This window comes from Pseudomonas sp. GV047 (assembly GCF_003058245.1).
Taxonomy (GTDB): domain Bacteria; phylum Pseudomonadota; class Gammaproteobacteria; order Pseudomonadales; family Pseudomonadaceae; genus Aquipseudomonas; species Aquipseudomonas marginalis.
In genome coordinates this window covers 41520-60498 of the sequence record NZ_QCWA01000004.1, presented here as the reverse complement: position 1 = coordinate 60498, position 18979 = coordinate 41520, and the positions used below count along the sequence as shown (strand labels likewise).

Below are 18979 nucleotides of genomic sequence, written 5' to 3'. Positions count from 1 at the left end.
AGTTCAATATAGAGTTCAATTCAGGCTCAGGGAAGCAATAAACGATGCCAATGTCCGCCGTTCTCGAAAACACCGCCAAAACCAAAACGCAAAAACAGTGGCTGGCCGGGCTGGTGACCAGCGTGATGTTCCTGATCGTGTGCCTGAGCTGGGGCACCACGTGGCTGGGGATCAAGATCGCCGTGGAGAGCGTGCCGCCGCTGACGTCCGCCGGCCTGCGCTTCCTGATCGCCTTCCCGCTGTTCCTGTGCTTTGCCAAGGTGCGCCGCGAGCCCATCCTGTTTCCCCGCGAGAGCCGCTGGTTCTTCGTGTTCGTGACCCTGTCCTACTTCAGCGTGCCCTACTACCTGCTCAACTACGGCGAGATGCATGTGTCATCCGGTCTCACCGCCCTGCTGTTCAGTTGCATGCCGGTATTCATCCTGATTTTCTCCGCGTTGTTCCTGCGCGAGCGCATCTACTTTTCCCAGGTGGTCGGCATCGGTATCGGCTTCGGCAGCCTCTACATGATCATCAGGAGCCAGGGCCTGCACCTGGACCACGCCGAGTTCCTGGGGGTACTGGCGATCCTGGCGGCCGCGATCATGCACGCCTTGTGCTACGTCATCACCAAGCAAAAAGGCAGCGCCATCAGCGTGATCACCTACAACACCCTGCCCATCGGCATTGCCGGGCTGATGCTGTTCGTGGCCGGGTTGTGGTTTGAAACACCGACCTTTGAAGCCATCACCCTGCGCTCCTGGAGCGCGCTGTTCTACCTGGGGCTGGTGGCCTCGGTGGGTGGGTTCATCGTGTATTTCATGCTGCTCAAGCGCTTGAGCCCGATCATCCTGTCGTTCGTGTTCATCATCTTCCCGGTGTTCGCGGTGATCATCGGCGCCTGGTACGAAGGCGTGGCGATTTCCCGCGACCTGATGCTGTATTCGGCCATCCTGCTGGCCGGCTTTGCGATCACCAAATTGCCCATTGAAAAACTCCTGGCCAAGAAAAATTGACCCGCCATCAACGCGAGAGAAACATGGACGTCCTCCGCCCAAAAGCCCTGGAACAGATCTACGCCCACGCCAGCCGCAGCTACCCCGAGGAATGTTGCGGCTTTGTCTTCGCCGACGGCAGCGTGTACCTGGGCAGCAACATCCAGAACGAACTGCACCGCAAAAACCCCGAGATGTACCCGCGCAGCGCGGCCAATGGCTACACCTTCTCGGTGGCCGACACCCTGCTGATGAACAAGGCGTTTCGCAGCGACAACCCGGTGGTGGTGATCTACCACTCCCACCCGGATGTCGGCGCCTATTTCAGCGATGAAGACCAGGACAAGGCCCTGTTCATGGGCGAGCCGATCTACCCCGTCAGTTACCTGGTGGTCGACGTTCGCCAGGGCCAGGCCCTGGGTTCAAAACTGTTTGCCTGGGATGGCGAGCATTTCACCCTTAATCCCTTCAACGACCTGCACACGGAGTTGTCCATGAACGCTGTCTCTTTCCCCGACATTCTGGTTCGCGTGGCCAAGCTGCCGGAATCGACCCTCGAGGGCGCCGGATCGACATTGCGCGAAGTCATTGAAAACCTCTGCAGCAGCCACCCGCAGTTGCGCGCCCATCTGTTTCACGAAAAGAACAACCAGCTCAAGGAACACTTCCTGTTCACCGCCGAGGAAGAGCTGATCGGCGCCGATGACCGGCTGCCGGAAAAAGCCCGCATCGAAGTGCTGCTCGCCACCTCCGGCGGTATGGACGTCGACAGCCTCAGCAACGAGGAAGTGCAACGTTACGTGCGCCATATCACCCTGCCCGGCGTCGGCCGCGAAGGCCAGTTGAACCTCAAGAAAGCCAAGGTCCTGATCATCGGCACCGGCGGCCTGGGCTCGCCCATCAGCCTGTACCTGGCAGCGGCCGGTGTCGGTACCCTGGGGCTGGTGGATTTCGACGTGGTGGAAAGCAGCAACCTGCAACGCCAGATCGTCCACGGCAACAGCACCCTGGGCATGCCCAAGGTCGACTCGGCCAAGCAGCGCTTGCAGGACCTCAACCGCCATATCCAGATCAACGCCCACGACACCGCCCTGAACGCCGACAACGCCCTGGAACTGGTGGGCGCCTATGACCTGGTCATCGACGGCACCGACAATTTCGACACCCGCTACCTGGTCAACGACGCCTGCGTGCAACTGGGCAAACCCCTGGTGTACGGCGCCATCTACCGCTTCGACGGGCAGATCAGCGTGCTCAACTACCAAGGCGGGCCGTGCTACCGCTGCCTGTTCCCCAGCGCACCGCCCGCGGAACTGGCGCCCAATTGCAGCGCCGGAGGGGTGATCGGCGTGCTTCCCGGGGTGGTCGGGATGATCCAGGCCACCGAGGCGATCAAACTGTTGATCGGCATTGGCGAGCCCCTGTCCGGCCGCCTGATGCGCTTCGATGCACTGGCGATGAAGTTCAGCGAAATCCGTTTCAAGCGCCGTGCCGACTGCCCGTGCTGCTCCGACCTGCGCCACAGCGAAACCCTGGCGCCAGCCGTCTGTGCGGACGCCGTGCCCAGCCAACCGTCCCTGGCCGAAGAGCGCTATATCAAGCCGCGCGGACTCAAGCAGGTACTCGAACACCCCAGCAGCGCCGACGTGCTGCTGGATGTGCGCGACGCCAGCGAACTGGAGGTGTGCAAATTACCGGGGGTGGTGCATATCCCCCTGGCCGAGCTGGATGGCCAACTCGGGCGCCTCAGCCGCGACAACACCCATTACCTGATCTGCTACGCCGGCACCCGCGCCGAGCAAGCGGCCAGCACCCTGCTGGCGGCGGGTTTCGCCAACACCAAAGTCCTGCAAGGCGGCATGAAACACTGGGTTCGCGACGTCGAACCCGACATGCCGTTGTACTGACCCGGGGGCTGACCGATGCTGCATAACTCTATCCTCGACGCCATCGGCCATACGCCGATCGTCCGCCTGGCGCAGTTTTCCGAAGACCTTGGCATCGAGGTCTACGCCAAGCTCGAATCCCTCAACCCGGGGGGCAGCCACAAGGCGCGCATCGCCCTCGGCATGATCCTCGACGCCGAGCGGCGCGGCGTGCTGATCCGTGACGCCGGGCAAACCATCATCGAACCCAGCGGCGGCAATACCGGTATCGGCCTGGTGATGGCCGGCAACGTGCTGGGCTACAAGGTGGTGCTGGTGATCCCGGACAACTACAGCCCCGAAAAACAGAAGCTGCTGCGCCTGTACGGCGCCAAGGTGGTGCTCTCCGACAGCCGCCTCGGCAACAATTCCCACGGTGAAAAATGCATGGAGTTGCAGCTGGAAAACCCCAGCTACGTGATGCTCAACCAGCAACGCAACGGCGCCAACCCGCAAACTCACCGTGACACCACCGCGCCGGAAATCCTCCGCGCCTTCGGTGATCGCCGTGTTGACTATTTCGTCAGCGGCATCGGCACCGGCGGCCATATCACCGGTATCGGCGAAACCCTCAAGGCCGCCTGGCCAGCCCTGCGCGTGATGGGCGTGGAGCCCGAAGAATGCGACCTGCTGAAGAACCAGCACGCGCCGCACCATATCCAGGGCCTGTCCATCGGCCTGATCCCGAGCATCCTCAACCTGGAGGTGATCGACGGCATGCTCAAGGTCTCGCGCCAGGACTGCATCGACATGATGAAACGCATCATGCGCACCGACGCCATCAGCCTGGGCCTGTCCTCCGCCGCCAACATGGTGGCCATCGCCAGGCTCGCCCCCGAATTGCCGCCCGAAACGGTGGTGTTGACCATGGTCTACGACAATGCTGACAGCTACCTGCCCAGTTTCGAATAACGGGTTTTCCAACCAGCCAGAATGCGGGGGTGCCTCCATGGGCGGCTTTATCGACATGCAACAGTTGCACGATGAGTTGCTCACCCAGCTCATCAAGACCCTCACCCCCATGCAGATGAAACAGCTGGAGCCGCACCTCGCGCCGCTGATCCAGAATGCCGCCCAGGCGGTGGCCGAGGACTTGATCGCCTATGCCTATCGCGACCCGGCATCCCGTGGCCGCGGCGAACTGATCCTGGAGTCCTACGCCTCGTTCAAGGCGGTGCTCTATTACCGGCTTGCGCATCAGGTGTGGAATTTCCCCGACCAGACCAACGGCGTGTTTTCACGCATCGCCCTCAAGCTGAGCAACCAGGGCAAGGTCCTGTCCGGGGCCGAAATCCACCCGGCGGCGCGTATCGGCCGGCGCTTTGTGCTCGACCACGGCTACGGCACGGTAATCGGCGAGACCTGCGAGATCGGCAACGATTGCTACATCCTCTGCGGCGTGACCCTGGGTGCCCGCGGCATCGCCAACAATCCCGATGGCAAGCGCCATCCGCGCCTGGGCAACAACGTCGAGGTCGGCTCCGGCGCCCGGGTGCTGGGCTATGTGCTGATCGGCGACAACGTGTTTATCAGCCCCTCCTGTGTGATCACCCAGGACGTACCCGCCGGCACCAAGGTGAAGGTGGTGAACCAGATCCAACTGCAAAAAAACGATGAATCGGACCACAGCAACTACCTCGGGGCCTTCGCCCTGGATGAGCGCCTGCACGTGGTCGGCGAGGTCAATGCCAGCCACAAGGTCACGGTGCTGGACGCCGACTTTCATCCGTTGCAAGGCCTGATGCTGGAGCCAACGGTGAAGGAACGTCACCACCTGCAATTCAGGCTGCACCGCCTCGAATCCGGCAACTACCTACCGCGCCTGCCGCTGAACCTGAAAGTCTGCGGGCCGGAATTCGAAATCACCCTGCTCTCCCCCCCTGGCTTGAGCGCGATGGTGCGCCACCTGCTGCAGGCCAGCCCACTGATCGTCGGAGGTTGAACATGTCCGTGCACACCATGGAAACCCTGGCGCTGTTTGACAGCGCGCCCTACCAGAACGCATTCAGCGCCCGGGTGATTGCCGTCAGCGAACACGGCATCGCCCTGGAGCACACCCTGTTCTACCCCACCGGCGGCGGCCAACCCGGCGACACCGGCCACCTGACCCTGGCGGACGGTACCCGGGTCGACGTGACCGGCACGGTGCGCGACCCGGTGCTGCGTTCGATCATCTGGCACCAGGTGGAACACTGCCCCGAGCAACTGGTCGCCGGCGTGCTGGTGGACGCTGGCCTGGATTGGGAGCGACGCTACCAGCACATGAAAATGCACACCTGCCTGCACCTGCTGTGCTCGCTCATCGACGCACCAGTGACCGGTTGCAGCATCAGTGCCGACAAAGGCCGCCTGGATTTCGACCTGCCGGAAATGACCCTCGACAAGGACAGCATCACCCGTGACCTCAATGCGCTGATCGAACAGGCCCACGAGGTGAAGACCCTGTCGATGCCGGCTTCGGAGTACGCCACCCTGCTGCAGATCACCCGCACCCAGGCGGTTGCGCCGCCGGTGATCCAGGGTTCGGTACGGGTGATTGAAATCGGCGGGATCGATATCCAGCCATGCGGCGGTACCCATGTGCTCAACACCGAGGAAATCGGCCGGGTGTTCTGCGAGAAGATCGAGAAGAAGAGCAAGCACAACCGCCGGGTGATCCTGCGGTTTGAGTGAACGCAACAACTGTGGGAGGGGCTTGCCTCTCCCACATTTTTAGTTTTGCGGCGCCTGCTAGATGACGAACAGGTCCACGAAACGATTGACCGGCGTGGCCTCGAGCTTCGCCTGGTCCGTGCACAACGCAAAGATCTCGGCACTGCGCTGGGCGGTAAAGCGCGTGGCCAGGTTGGCTTTGAACTTGTCTTCCAGCAACGCAATGCCCTCCACTCGACGACGGCGATGGCCGATCGGGTATTCCACCGCCACTGGCTCGGTGCTGGAGCCATCCTTGAAGAACACCTGCACGGCATTGGCGATGGAACGCTTGTCGGCTTCCAGGTATTCACGGCTGTAGCGTGGGTCTTCGACGATGACCATCTTGTCGCGCAACTGATCAATGATCGGGTGAGCGGCGTGGAATGCATCCTCGTAGTGCTCGGCCACCAGGTTGCCGAATGCCAGGGGCACGGCGGTCATGTATTGCAGGCAATGGTCACGGTCGGCCGCATTGGCCAGTGGCCCGGCCTTGGAGATGATGCGAATCGCCGACTCATGGGTGGTGATCACGATGCGCTCGATGTCGTGCAGGCGATCCTTGACCAACGGATGCAAGGTCACCGCGGCTTCACAGGCGGTCTGCGCGTGGAACTCGGCGGGGAAGCTGATCTTGAACAACACGTTTTCCATCACGTAGGTGCCATACGGCTGGGACAGGCTGAACGCACGCTTGTCCTCGGGCTTGAGCGCCAGGTCGTTGTTGGTGTGGCTGAACAGCACGTCGTAGAAGCCCCATTGCGGCGCGCTCAGCACACCAGGGATGCCCATTTCGCCGCGCAGGGCTATATCCGCCAGGCGCACGCCGCGACTCGACGCATCCCCCGCCGCCCAGGATTTGCGCGAGCCGGCATTCGGCGCATGGCGATAAGTGCGCAGGGCCTGGCCATCGACGAAGGCGTGAGACAGCGCCGACAGCAACTGTTCGCGGTTGGCGCCCATCAGCTTGGCGGTAACCGCCGTGGAGGCGACTTTCACCAACAGCACATGGTCGAGGCCAACGCGGTTGAACGAGTTTTCCAGGGCAATCACACCCTGGATTTCGTGGGCCATGATCATCGCATCCAGCACCGCGCGCACGGTCAGCGGCGCGTCGCCATTGGCCACGCGCTGTTGCGACAGGTGATCCGCCACGGCAAGGATGCCGCCGAGGTTATCCGAGGGATGCCCCCACTCGGCGGCGAGCCAGGTGTCGTTGTAGTCGAGCCAGCGCACGATGCAGCCAATGTCCCAGGCCGCCTTGACCGGGTCCAGGCGAAACGAGGTGCCCGGCACCCGCGCGCCAAACGGCACCACCGTGCCTTCAACCATCGGCCCCAGGTGCTTGGTGCACTCGGGAAAACGCAGGGCCAGCAGGCCGCAACCGAGGGTGTCCATCAGGCAGTTGCGGGCGGTGTCCAAGGCGGCCTGGGACTCGATCCGGTAGTTGAGGACATAGTCGGCGATGTCCTGCAGAACCTGGTCGTAGTCGGGGCGGTTGTTCTGGTCGACGTTGGTGCTCATGGCAGATCTCCAAAGTGAGTTAGGGTTGTTGCATCCTCAGGGTCAGGGTTGATCGTTTCGCAGGTCTGAATGCCTGCTTATGACTGTGGGAGGGGGGCTTGCCCCTCCCACAGGGGATTGGTGTTGGACTTTAGAAAGAGTCGCCGGGTACGCGGACGAAACCTTCCATCAACACCCGCGCACTGCGGCTCATGATGGCTTTCTTCACCACCCACTCACCGTCCACCTGGGTGGCTTCAGCCCCCACGCGCAAGGTGCCGGAGGGATGCCCGAAGCGCACGGCATTGCGTTCAATACCGCCCGCAGCGAGGTTGACCAAGGTCCCCGAAATCGCCGCCGCCGTGCCGATCGCCACCGCCGCCGTGCCCATCATCGCGTGGTGCAGCTTGCCCATGGACAGGGCGCGCACCAGCAAATCCACATCGCCGGCCTTGATCGCCTTGCCACTGGACGCCACGTAGTCGGCAGGCTTGGCCACGAACGCCACCTTCGGCGTGTGCTGGCGCTGGGCCGCTTCGTCGAGGTGCTTGATCAGCCCCATGCGCAACGCGCCATAGGCCCGTACGGTCTCGAACATCGCCAAGGCCTTGGGGTCGCCGTTGATCGCGCCTTGCAGCTCGGTGCCGGTGTAACCGAGGTCTTCGGCGTTGATGAAAATCGTCGGGATGCCGGCGTTGATCAGCGTGGCCTTGAAGGTTCCGACACCCGGCACTTCCAGGTCGTCAACCAGGTTGCCGGTGGGGAACATCGAACCGCCGCCGCCCTCTTCTTCCGCCGCCGGGTCCATGAATTCCAGCTGCACTTCGGCCGCCGGGAAGGTCACGCCGTCCAGCTCGAAGTCGCCGGTTTCCTGCACCGCCCCGTCGGTGATCGGCACGTGGGCGATGATGGTCTTGCCGATATTGGCCTGCCAGACCCGCACCACGGCCACGCCGTTATGGGGCACGCGGGCCGCATCGACCAGCCCGGCGCTGATGGCGAACGAACCCACCGCCGCCGACAGGTTGCCGCAGTTGCCACTCCAGTCGACAAAGGGCTTGTCGATGGAGACCTGGCCAAACAGATAGTCCACGTCATGATCGGCGCGGGTGCTTTTGGCGAGGATCACGGTTTTGCTGGTGCTCGATGTGGCGCCGCCCATGCCGTCGATTTGCTTGTCGTAGGGATCGGGGCTGCCGATCACCCGTAGCAGCAAGGCATCCCGCGCCGCTCCCGGCACCTGCGCCGACTCGGGCAGGTCCTGGAGGCGGAAAAATACGCCCTTGCTGGTGCCGCCACGCATATAGGTGGCGGGGATCTTGATTTGCGCTGCGTGTGCCATGGTCATCCTCTTCAGGCGGTGGTCGCCGATTCCAGGAAATCCTGGGCAAAACGTTGCAACACGCCGCCCGCCTCGTAGATCGACACTTCTTCGGCGGTGTCCAGGCGGCACGTCACCGGCACCTCGACACGTTCGCCATCCTTGCGATTGATCACCAGCGTCAGCTGCGCACGCGGGGTGCGTTGGCCGATCACGTCGTAGGTTTCGCTGCCATCAATCTGCAAGGTGTGACGGTCGGTGCCCGGCAGGAACTCCAGGGGCAACACGCCCATGCCCACCAGGTTGGTGCGGTGGATGCGCTCGAAACCTTCGGCGGCAATCGCTTCCACACCCGCCAGGCGCACGCCCTTGGCCGCCCAGTCGCGGGACGAGCCCTGGCCGTAGTCGGCGCCGGCAATGATGATCAGCGGCTGCTTGCGCTCCATGTAGGTCTCGATGGCTTCCCACATGCGCGTGACCTGGCCTTCCGGTTCGATCCGCGCCAGGGAGCCCTGCTTGACCTTGCCGTTCTCCCGCACCATTTCGTTGAACAGTTTCGGGTTGGCGAACGTCGCGCGTTGTGCGGTCAGGTGGTCGCCACGGTGAGTGGCGTAGGAGTTGAAGTCGACTTCCGGCAGGCCCATTTTCGCCAGGTATTCGCCGGCGGCACTGTCGAGCATGATCGCGTTGGACGGCGACAGGTGATCGGTAGTGATGTTGTCCGGCAGCACCGCCAGCGGGCGCATGCCCTTGAGCGGCCGCGCACCGGCCAGCGCGCCTTCCCAGTACGGTGGGCGGCGGATATAGGTGCTCTGCGGGCGCCATTCGTACAACGGCGCGACTTTCGGGCCGGTGTCTTCGTGGATCGCGAACATCGGGATATACACCGCGCGGAACTGCTCCGGCTTGACCGAGGCCTTGACCACCGCGTCGATCTCTTCGTCGCTCGGCCAGATGTCCTGCAGGCGGATTTCCTTGCCGTCGGCGTCGAGGCCGAGCACGTCCTTCTCGATGTCGAAACGGATGGTGCCGGCAATCGCATAGGCCACCACCAGCGGCGGCGAAGCCAGGAACGCCTGCTTGGCGTACGGGTGGATACGCCCGTCGAAGTTACGGTTACCCGAGAGCACGGCGGTGGCGTACAGGTCGCGGTCGATGATCTCTTGCTGGATCACCGGGTCGAGCGCGCCGGACATGCCGTTGCAGGTGGTGCAGGCAAACGCCACCACGCCAAAGCCGAGCTTTTCCAGCTCATGGCCCAGGCCGGCTTCTTCCAGGTACATGGCCACGGTTTTCGAACCCGGTGCCAGGGACGACTTGACCCAAGGTTTGCGCGTCAGCCCAAGCCTGTTGGCGTTGCGCGCCAGCAGCCCGGCGGCGATCACGTTGCGCGGGTTACTGGTGTTGGTGCAACTGGTGATGGCGGCAATGATCACCGCGCCGTCGGGCATTTGCCCCGGCACTTCATCCCACTGGCCGGAGATGCCCTTGGCGGCCAGGTCGCGGGTGGCGACTCGGGCGTGCGGGTTGCTCGGGCCTGCCATGTTGCGCACCACACTGGACAGGTCGAAGGTGAGGCCACGCTCGTATTGCGCGCCTTTGAGATCGTCTGCCCACAGGCCGGTGTGGCGGGCGTATTGCTCGACCAGGGCGACTTGCTCGTCTTCGCGGCCGGTGAGTTTCAGGTAGGCGATGGTCTGCTGGTCGATATAAAACATGGCCGCCGTGGCGCCGTATTCCGGGGCCATGTTGGAGATGGTCGCGCGGTCGCCGAGGGTCAGTTTGGACGCGCCTTCACCGAAGAATTCCAGCCAGGCGCCGACCACTTTCTGTTGGCGCAGGAACTCGGTCAGGGCCAGCACCATATCGGTGGCGGTGATGCCCGGCAGCAACTGGCCGGTCAATTCGACGCCGACGCTTTCCGGCAGGCGCATCCACGACGCGCGGCCGAGCATGACGCTTTCGGCTTCAAGGCCGCCGACGCCAATGGCGATCACGCCCAACGCATCGACGTGGGGGGTATGGCTGTCGGTGCCAACGCAGGTATCCGGGAAGGCCACACCGTCACGCACCTGGACCACCGGGGACATTTTCTCCAGGTTGATCTGGTGCATGATGCCGTTGCCCGGCGGGATCACGTCGACGTTCTTGAAGGCCTTTTTGGTCCACTCGATAAAGTGGAAGCGGTCTTCGTTGCGACGGTCTTCGATGGCGCGGTTTTTCTCGAACGCGTCCGGGTCGAAACCACCGGCTTCGACAGCCAGGGAGTGATCGACGATCAACTGGGTGGGGACCACCGGGTTGACCTGGGCCGGGTCGCCGCCTTGCAGGGCGATGGCATCACGCAGGCCGGCGAGGTCGACCAGGGCGGTCTGGCCGAGAATGTCGTGGCACACGACGCGGGCCGGGAACCAGGGGAAGTCGAGGTCGCGTTTGCGTTCGATCAACTGGCTCAGGGATGCGTTGAGGGTGGCCGGGTCGCAGCGGCGCACCAGGTTCTCGGCGAGCACACGAGAGGTGTAGGGCAACGTGGCATAGGCGCCGGGGCTGATTGCATCGACCGCCGCGCGGGCGTCGAAGTAATCCAGGCGGCTGCCGGGGAGTGGTTTGCGAAATTCAGTGTTCATCGTCAGGACTCGGTCACGGTGATTGCAAAAGGAAGACCTGGGCCGATCCGGAATTGAAATGCGATTCAAATGTGGGAGGGGCGGTGCGACGATTCGACTTGCCCCCGATAGCGGTGTGTCATTCAACACCTATGGCAACTGATAAACCGCCATCGGGGGCAAGCCCCCTCCCACACTGGGTCCGGTTTCCACTTCGGGATCGTCGGTGTTCCCATTCAGCGACGTTCGATTGGCACGAACTTGCGCTGTTCGACGCCGGTGTACTCGGCGCTTGGACGGATGATGCGGTTGTTGGCGCGCTGCTCAAATACGTGGGCCGCCCATCCTGTAAGCCGCGAGCAGACGAAGATCGGCGTGAACAGCTTGGTCGGGATGCCCATGAAGTGGTACGCCGAGGCATGGTAGAAATCGGCGTTGGGGAACAGTTTCTTCTGCTCCCACATGGTCTTGTCGATGGCTTCGGAGACCGGGAACAGCACGGTGTCGCCCACTTCGTCAGCGAGTTTTTTCGACCAGCCCTTGATCACTTCATTGCGCGGGTCGTTGTCTTTGTAGATCGCGTGGCCGAAGCCCATGATCTTGTCCTTGCGCGCCAGCATGCCGAGGGTGCCTTCGACCGCTTCGTCTGCCGAACCGAAACGCTCGATCATTTCCATCGCCGCTTCGTTGGCACCGCCGTGCAGCGGGCCGCGCAGGGAGCCGATGGCGGCGGTGACGCAGGAATACAGGTCGGACAATGTCGAGGCACACACCCGCGCGGTAAACGTCGAGGCGTTGAACTCGTGCTCGGCGTAGAGGATCAACGACACGTTCATGACTTTTTCATGCAGTTCGCTCGGCTTCTTGCCATGCAGCAGGTGCAGGAAGTGGCCGCCGATGCTCGGCTCGTCGGTCACGCAGTCGATGCGCTTGCCGTCGTGGCTGAAGCGGTACCAGTAGCACATGATCGCCGGGAACGCGGCGAGCAGGCGGTCGGTCACGTCGCGTTGCACGCTGAAGTCTTTTTCCGGCTCGATATTGCCAAGGAAGGAGCAACCGGTGCGCATCACGTCCATCGGGTGGGCGTCGGCGGGGATGCGTTCGAGCACTTCTTTCAGCGCTTGCGGCAGGTCACGCAGCGTGCTCAGCCTGGCGCTGTAGGCGGCCAGTTCGGCCTGGGTCGGCAGTTCGCCGTACAGCAGCAGATAAGCGACCTCTTCAAACTGTGCATCGGCAGCCAGTTCGCGCACGTCGTAGCCACGATAAGTCAAGCCGGCTCCGGCCTGGCCCACGGTGGACAGTGCGGTCTGCCCGGCGACCTGGCCACGCAGGCCGGCGCCACTCAGTACTTTTGCTTCAGCCATGGTTTTTCTCCAATCTTGTCGTTATTCAGGGAGGCGTGTTCGTCACTTTTTCGCGGCGAACAGCGCGTCAAGCTTCTGCTCGAAGGTGTGGTAGTCGATGCGATCGTAAAGCTCCATGCGGGTTTGCATGGTGTCGATCACGTTCTGTTGAGTGCCGTCGCGACGGATCGCGGTGTAGACGTTCTCGGCAGCCTTGTTCATGGCACGGAAGGCGGACAGCGGGTACAGCACGATGGAAACATCGGCAGATTTCAACTGTTCAGTGGTGTACAGCGGCGTGGCGCCGAACTCGGTGATGTTGGCCAGGATCGGCGCCTTCACACGGGCGGCGAACAGTTTGTACATCTCAAGCTCGGTAATGGCTTCCGGGAACACCATGTCGGCGCCGGCTTCGATGCAGGCGGCGGCACGCTCCAGGGCGGACTCCAGGCCTTCCACGGCCAGGGCATCGGTGCGCGCCATGATCACGAAGCTGTCATCGGTGCGCGCGTCCACGGCGGCCTTGATGCGGTCGACCATTTCCTGCTGGGACACGATCTCTTTGTTCGGACGATGGCCGCAGCGCTTGGCGCCGACCTGGTCCTCGATATGAATCGCGGCCGCGCCGAACTTGATCATCGATTTGACCGTGCGCGCGACGTTGAACGCCGAGGAGCCGAAGCCGGTGTCCACGTCCACCAGCAGCGGCAGGTCGCAGACGTCGGTGATACGGCGCACGTCGGTGAGTACGTCATCCAGGCCGGTGATGCCCAGGTCCGGCACGCCGAGGGAACCGGCCGCCACGCCGCCGCCCGACAGGTAGATCGCCTTGAAGCCGGCGCGCTTGGCCAGCAGCGCATGGTTGGCGTTGATCGCACCGACCACCTGCAAGGGATGCTCGCTGGCGACCGCGTCACGGAAACGCTGGCCGGGTGTGCTTTTATTGTTCGAACTCATGACTCACCTCTATCAGGGGCGCCGCCTGGGAAATGACGGGCAATATTGCGTTTGGAAGCACCGATATGCCGGCGCATCAACAACTCGGCCAGTTCACCGTCGCGATCGGCAATCGCATCAAGAATGCGGTGATGCTCGGCAAAGGCCTGGCGTGGACGATTGGGGGTGGCGGAGAACTGGATGCGGTACATGCGCACCAACTGGTACAGCTCGCCGCAGAGCATCTGGGTGAGGGTGCGGTTGCCCGCACCTTGAATGATCCGGTAATGAAAATCGAAGTCGCCTTCCTGCTGGTAATAGCCGACACCCGCCTGGAACGCGGCGTCGCGCTCGTGGGTGTGCAGCACCTGACGCAGCTCTTCGATCTCCGCGTCGGTCATGCGCTCGGCGGCCAGGCGACAGGCCATGCCTTCCAGGGACTCGCGGATTTCATACAGTTCAACCAGCTCGGCGTGGCTCAAGGATACGACCCGGGCGCCCACATGGGGCACGCGCACCAGCAGGCGCTGGCCTTCCAGGCGGTGGATCGCCTCGCGCAGCGGGCCACGGCTGATGCCGTAGGTGCGGGCCAGTTCCGGCTCGGAAATCTTGCTGCCGGGCGCGATCTCACCCTTGACGATGGCGGCCTGGATGCGTCGGAAGACGTTCTCGGACATCGTTTGGGATTCGTCCGACGCCATTATCGGAGCTTCTGATTGACCCAGCATATTGTCGACACCTTTGAAAGCAGTGCGGCAAAAACTAGCCAATAAACCGCGACCAGTCAAAGAATAAATCGATATTGTCGACAATCGTCTAATAATCCCGGCTGTATCCCCTCAGGGCATGGCCGGCTGCCAGCGCTGGCGCCAGAAAAGCATCATGTTAGAATGCCCGCCGCATTTGCCTGACATCACTTGATGAAACGGCGCACGAAGGGAGCTTGCGCAGCAATGCCAGTCGCCTTGAATTGAACATCGCACTGCACCGCCTCAGGATCTATGAGACTCAAGCCCTTCCCCCTGTTGTTTTGCCTATTGTCCATACCGAGCCTTGGCGCTGCCGCCGAGAAGACGGTGTATGGCCTCAATGAATACGCGCAATTGGCCGGCATCGACCTGGAAGTAGCCGCCAAGCTCGACACCGGCGCCAAGACCGCCTCCCTCAGCGCCCGTGACATCAAGCGTTTCAAGCGCAACGGCGAATCCTGGGTGCGCTTCTACCTGGCCATCGACACCGCCCATTCCCATCCCATCGAACGCCCCCTGGCCCGCGTCAGCAAGATCAAGCGTCGCGCCGGCGACTACGACCCCGATGAGGACAAGAACTACACCGCCCGTCCTGTGATTGCCCTGGATATCTGCATGGGCACCGCTTTACGCAGCATCGAAGTGAACTTGACTGACCGCAGCGCTTTCCAATACCCGCTGCTGATCGGCTCCGAAGCGCTCAAACGCTTTGATGCCCTGGTCGACCCCAGTCTTAAATACGCAGCAGGCAAACCTGCCTGCGCCGCCGACGCTCATACCGCCGAGTAAACCGAATGCGCGCTCTAACCCTGCACCTGAGAATCCTGATCGCCATCCTGGTGGTGTTGGGTATTTCGGTCACCGCCTACCAGATCTTCGTGCTGGGCATTCCCGTCACCGAGGACGCCACCGACGACCTGTGGAACATCGACGCCAAGGTCGAGTTCGTCGCCAACCCCAAGGACCCGGTGAAGATCCAGATGTTCGTGCCGCCCTTGAGCCGCGACTTCGTCAGTCTTAATGAGAGCTTTATCTCGAATAACTACGGGGTGAGCGTCAACCGCATCGACGGCAACCGCAAGGTCACCTGGTCGGCACGCCGCGCCAAGGGCAACCAGACCCTGTATTACCGCCTGGTGCTGACCAAGCGCTACAGCGGCGAAAAAACCAAGATCAAGGGCCCGACCTTCCGCGACAGCATTGCCGTGGAAGGCCCGGAAAAAATCGCCGCCGAAGCCCTGCTGGCGCCGATCCGCCAGCATTCGGCCGACGTCGAGACCTTTATCACCGAGGCCATCAAGCGCACCAACAACCTCAACGACGACAACGTGAAGCTGTTGCTGGCCGGCGACCCGTCGACGCCGCACAAGGCCAAGATCGTCGAGCTGCTGCTGTCCATCGCCCACGTGCCGGTGGAAAAGGTCCACACCATCCGCCTGGTGGCCGACCAGCCGCAAACCCCGGAACTGTGGCTGCGCAGCTTCAATGGCAACGACTGGCTGTACTTCAACCCGGAAACCGGCGAACAGGGCCTGCCCGCCGACCGCCTGCTGTGGTGGACCGGCGATGAAAACCTGATCACCGTCGATGGCGGCAAGAAAGCCATGGTCACCTTCAGCCTCAATAACAGCGAAATGAACGCCATTCGCCTGGCCAAGCTGACCGACGAGAACACCGACGCCAACTTCCTCGAATACTCGCTGTACGGCCTGCCGCTGCAAACCCAGCAGACCTTCATGATCATGGTGATGATCCCGATTGGGGTGCTGGTGATCCTGATCCTGCGCAACCTGATCGGCCTGCAGACCCTCGGCACCTTTACCCCGGTACTGATTGCCCTGGCGTTCCGCGAGACGCAGCTGGGCTTCGGGATTGTGCTGTTCACGATTATCACCGCGCTCGGCCTGTCCCTCAGGTCGTACCTGGAACACCTGAAGCTGCAGATGCTGCCCAGGTTGTCGGTGGTGCTGACCTTCGTGGTGGTGCTGATCGCCGCCATCAGCCTGTTCAGCCACAAGCTGGGGCTGGAGCGCGGGCTGTCGGTGGCGCTGTTCCCGATGGTGATCCTGACCATGACCATCGAACGCCTGTCGATCACCTGGGAAGAGCGCGGCGCCAGCCATGCCATGAAAGTCGCGATTGGTACGCTGTTCGCCGCGTCCCTGGCGCACATCATCATGAGCGTGCCGGAGCTGATCTACTTCGTATTCACCTTCCCGGCGATCCTGCTGATCCTGGTGGGCTTCATGCTGGCAATGGGCCGCTATCGTGGCTACCGCCTGACCGAGCTGGTGCGATTCAAGGCCTTCCTCAAGGCTGACTCGTAATGTTCGGCTTCTGGAAGACCTGGAAGGCCCTGGAAGCGCGGGGGATCATGGGCATCAACCGGCGCAATGCCGACTACGTGCTCAAGTACAACAAGCGCAGCCTGTATCCGATCGTGGATGACAAGATCATCACCAAGGAGCGGGCCATCGCCGCCGGCATCCATGTGCCGGAAATGTACGGGGTGATCTCCACCGAGAAGGAAATCGACAAGCTCGACGAGATCATCGGTGGGCGCAGCGACTTCGTGATCAAGCCGGCCCAGGGCGCCGGCGGCGACGGCATCCTGGTGGTGGCGGACCGTTTCGAGGGGCGCTATCGCACGGTGTCGGGCAAGATCATCAGCCATGAAGAGATCGAGCACCAGATTTCCAGCATCCTCACCGGCCTGTACTCCCTGGGGGGCCACCGCGACCGTGCGCTGATCGAGTACCGCGTGGTGCCTGACCAGATCTTCAAGAGCATCAGCTACGAAGGCGTACCGGATATCCGCATCATCGTGCTGATGGGCTACCCGGTGATGGCGATGCTGCGCTTGCCGACCCGCCAGTCGGGCGGCAAGGCCAACCTGCACCAGGGCGCGATCGGCGTGGGCGTCGACCTCGCCACCGGCCTGACCCTGCGCGGTACCTGGCTGAACAACATCATCACCAAGCACCCCGACACCACCAACGCGGTGGATGGCGTGCAACTGCCCAACTGGGACGGGTTCATGAAGCTCGCGGCCGGCTGCTACGAGCTGTGCGGGCTGGGGTATATCGGCGTGGACATGGTGCTCGACCAGGAAAAGGGCCCGCTGATCCTGGAGCTGAATGCGCGGCCGGGGCTGAATATCCAGATCGCCAACGACTGCGGCCTGACCTTGCGCACCCATGCGGTGGAGGCGCGACTGGAAGAACTGAAAGCCGCCGGCGTGACGGAAACTCCGGAAGAGCGGGTGAAGTTCGTGCAGGAGATGTTCGGGCATATTCCCCCCGTGGAAGGCTGATCCGGTCTTCGAACTGTCTATCCCCGACATCCCCCCTAGGAGCAAATCCTACGGGGGACTACAATCCCTCTCCCCCCGCGCCATTGGCTGATCCAACCCCGCATGTCGACCTGCTCCGTACACCCATTGCCCTACCGGGCCAACCCCGCCGAGTATTTTGCGGCGATTCGCCACGCTCCCGGCGCGGTCCTGCTCGACAGCGGCCGCCCGGCGGCCGAGCGTGGGCGTTACGATCTGCTCAGCGCCTGGCCCGACGCAACCTTGACGGTAGCGCCTGACGAAAGCGGCGCTGCTTTCCTGCAACGCTTGCGGGAAAACCTGACGCGACTGGGTGAAGCCACAATTCCTGCCGGTTTGCAGTTGCCGTTCGCCGGTGGCTTGATCGGCTACCTGAGCTACGACTTCGGTCGGCACCTGGAGCCCATGCCGCACCTGGCGGTGGATGACCTGCACCTGCCGGACGCGCGCTTCGGGCTGTACGCCTGGGCACTGATCAGTGACCACCAGGCCCGGAGCAGCCAACTGGTGTTTCACCCCTCGCTGGCAGACAGCGAACGGCAACGGCTGATCGCGTTGTTCAGCCATGGGGCGGTCGACACCTCTGCGACGTTCAAACTCCAGGGCCCGATGGCCCCCGACCTCAGTGCCGAGGCCTACCGCCTGGCCATCGTGCGGATCCAGGATTACATCCAGGCGGGCGACTGCTACCAGGTCAACTTCGCCCAGCGTTTCCGCGCGCCGTGCCTGGGTGATCCCTGGGCCGCCTACTGCGCGTTGCGCGAAGCCTGCCCGACGCCGTTTTCCGGGTTCCAGCGCCTGCCGGACGACGGCGCAGTGCTGAGCCTGTCGCCGGAGCGTTTCGTGCGCATCAGCGAGCGCCACGTCGAGACCCGCCCGATCAAAGGCACCCGCCCCCGCGGCCTTACGCCGGAAGAAGACGCGGCGAATGCCGACGAACTGCTGGCCAGCCCCAAGGACCGCGCCGAGAACCTGATGATCGTCGACCTGCTGCGCAACGACCTCGGCCGCACGTGCCGCACCGGCTCGGTCAATGTGCCGGAATTGTTCAGTCTGGAAAGCTACCCCAATGTGCACCACCTGGTCAGCAGCGTGACCGGCACGTTGGCCGACGACAAAGATGCCCTCGACCTGATCGCCGGCAGCTTCCCCGGCGGCTCGATCACCGGCGCGCCGAAGATTCGCGCGATGCAGATCATCGACGAACTGGAGCCCACACGCCGTGGGCTGTACTGCGGTTCGCTGGTGTACCTGGATGTGCGCGGCGAGATGGACAGCTCCATCGCCATCCGCAGTTTGCTGGTCAAGGATGGCCATGTGTACTGCTGGGGCGGCGGCGGGATTGTCGCGGATTCGCAGTGGGAGGCGGAGTACCAGGAATCGCTGACGAAGGTGCGGGTGTTGTTACAAACGCTGGAAAGCCTGTAGCGCACAGTGCCTTCCTGGCTCTCAGACGCAGCGCCGGGCAGTAGAAAAAACCTGAATCAGAACCGCAGTAGACGTAGTTGAACGTCGGAAGATAGCGTCCGGCTTCAACCGTCCACCCGCCGTCTGTGAAGGATCACATGAAGCGACTGCCTACCCGTCAGGAAATATTTCC

15 protein-coding genes are annotated in these 18979 nt (G+C 62.7%); 9 read left to right on the top strand and 6 right to left on the bottom strand.

Translation table 11 applies throughout. The features are described 5' to 3' along the window. Window positions 1-101: 101 nt before the first annotated feature. From C8K58_RS11375 to C8K58_RS11355, 5 genes are read left to right on the top strand one after another with little or no spacing between them, the layout of a single operon-like run. A complete protein-coding gene (locus C8K58_RS11375; RefSeq protein WP_161985727.1) occupies window positions 102-995 on the top strand; it encodes a DMT family transporter in 894 nt (297 codons plus the stop codon). A gap of 23 nt (window positions 996-1018) precedes the next feature. Then, window positions 1019-2881 carry a molybdopterin-synthase adenylyltransferase MoeB gene (gene moeB, locus C8K58_RS11370; protein ID WP_027603678.1) on the top strand — a complete coding sequence of 621 codons (1863 nt, stop codon included), beginning with the start codon at window positions 1019-1021 and terminating at the stop codon, window positions 2879-2881. Window positions 2882-2896: 15 nt separating this feature from the next. Continuing rightward, window positions 2897-3811, top strand: coding sequence for a PLP-dependent cysteine synthase family protein (locus C8K58_RS11365; RefSeq protein WP_027603677.1), 915 nt, complete (start codon window positions 2897-2899; stop codon window positions 3809-3811). Window positions 3812-3848: 37 nt separating this feature from the next. Continuing rightward, window positions 3849-4841 (top strand): serine O-acetyltransferase, encoded by a 993-nt coding sequence (locus C8K58_RS11360; RefSeq protein WP_065940684.1) that lies wholly within the window; start codon window positions 3849-3851, stop codon window positions 4839-4841. A 2-nt stretch (window positions 4842-4843) separates the two neighbouring features. Continuing rightward, entirely contained in the window at window positions 4844-5572 is a 729-nt protein-coding gene (locus C8K58_RS11355) for an alanyl-tRNA editing protein (protein ID WP_092355416.1), read from the top strand. Window positions 5573-5629: 57 nt separating this feature from the next. Here the strand turns inward: C8K58_RS11355 and prpD are convergent, their stop codons facing one another. The 6 genes from prpD to C8K58_RS11325 form a co-directional block, all read right to left on the bottom strand. Beyond that, the gene (prpD, locus tag C8K58_RS11350) at window positions 5630-7114 is read right to left on the bottom strand and encodes a 2-methylcitrate dehydratase (RefSeq protein ID WP_092355419.1); all 1485 of its coding nucleotides are present in this window, start codon (window positions 7112-7114) and stop codon (window positions 5630-5632) included. A 130-nt stretch (window positions 7115-7244) separates the two neighbouring features. Continuing rightward, a complete protein-coding gene (gene prpF, locus C8K58_RS11345; RefSeq protein WP_027603673.1) occupies window positions 7245-8435 on the bottom strand; it encodes a 2-methylaconitate cis-trans isomerase PrpF in 1191 nt (396 codons plus the stop codon). An 11-nt stretch (window positions 8436-8446) separates the two neighbouring features. Continuing rightward, on the bottom strand, window positions 8447-11041 hold the full coding sequence (gene acnD, locus C8K58_RS11340; protein WP_098478911.1) for a Fe/S-dependent 2-methylisocitrate dehydratase AcnD: 2595 nt from the start codon (window positions 11039-11041) through the stop codon (window positions 8447-8449). A 215-nt stretch (window positions 11042-11256) separates the two neighbouring features. Then, window positions 11257-12384 (bottom strand): 2-methylcitrate synthase, encoded by a 1128-nt coding sequence (prpC, locus tag C8K58_RS11335; protein ID WP_027603671.1) that lies wholly within the window; start codon window positions 12382-12384, stop codon window positions 11257-11259. Window positions 12385-12426: 42 nt separating this feature from the next. Further along, window positions 12427-13320: a methylisocitrate lyase gene (prpB, locus tag C8K58_RS11330; protein WP_027603670.1), complete on the bottom strand. Its 894-nt coding sequence runs from the start codon at window positions 13318-13320 to the stop codon at window positions 12427-12429. Further along, window positions 13317-14027, bottom strand: coding sequence for a GntR family transcriptional regulator (locus C8K58_RS11325; RefSeq protein WP_027603669.1), 711 nt, complete (start codon window positions 14025-14027; stop codon window positions 13317-13319). Before C8K58_RS11325 ends, prpB begins: the two co-directional genes overlap by 4 nt. Before the next feature lie 273 nt (window positions 14028-14300). On the opposite strand from C8K58_RS11325, the gene C8K58_RS11320 reads away from it, so the two are divergent. The 4 genes from C8K58_RS11320 (at window position 14301) to pabB (ending at window position 18807) form a co-directional block, all read left to right on the top strand. Further along, the gene (locus C8K58_RS11320) at window positions 14301-14837 is read left to right on the top strand and encodes an ATP-dependent zinc protease (protein ID WP_027603668.1); all 537 of its coding nucleotides are present in this window, start codon (window positions 14301-14303) and stop codon (window positions 14835-14837) included. 5 nt (window positions 14838-14842) lie between these two features. Then, window positions 14843-16375: an inactive transglutaminase family protein gene (locus C8K58_RS11315; protein WP_027603667.1), complete on the top strand. Its 1533-nt coding sequence runs from the start codon at window positions 14843-14845 to the stop codon at window positions 16373-16375. After that, window positions 16375-17361 (top strand): alpha-L-glutamate ligase-like protein, encoded by a 987-nt coding sequence (locus C8K58_RS11310; RefSeq protein ID WP_027603666.1) that lies wholly within the window; start codon window positions 16375-16377, stop codon window positions 17359-17361. The genes C8K58_RS11315 and C8K58_RS11310 overlap by 1 nt, the downstream gene beginning before the upstream one ends. 102 nt (window positions 17362-17463) lie before the next feature. Further along, window positions 17464-18807: an aminodeoxychorismate synthase component I gene (pabB, locus tag C8K58_RS11305; protein WP_027603665.1), complete on the top strand. Its 1344-nt coding sequence runs from the start codon at window positions 17464-17466 to the stop codon at window positions 18805-18807. Window positions 18808-18979 lie beyond the last annotated feature (172 nt).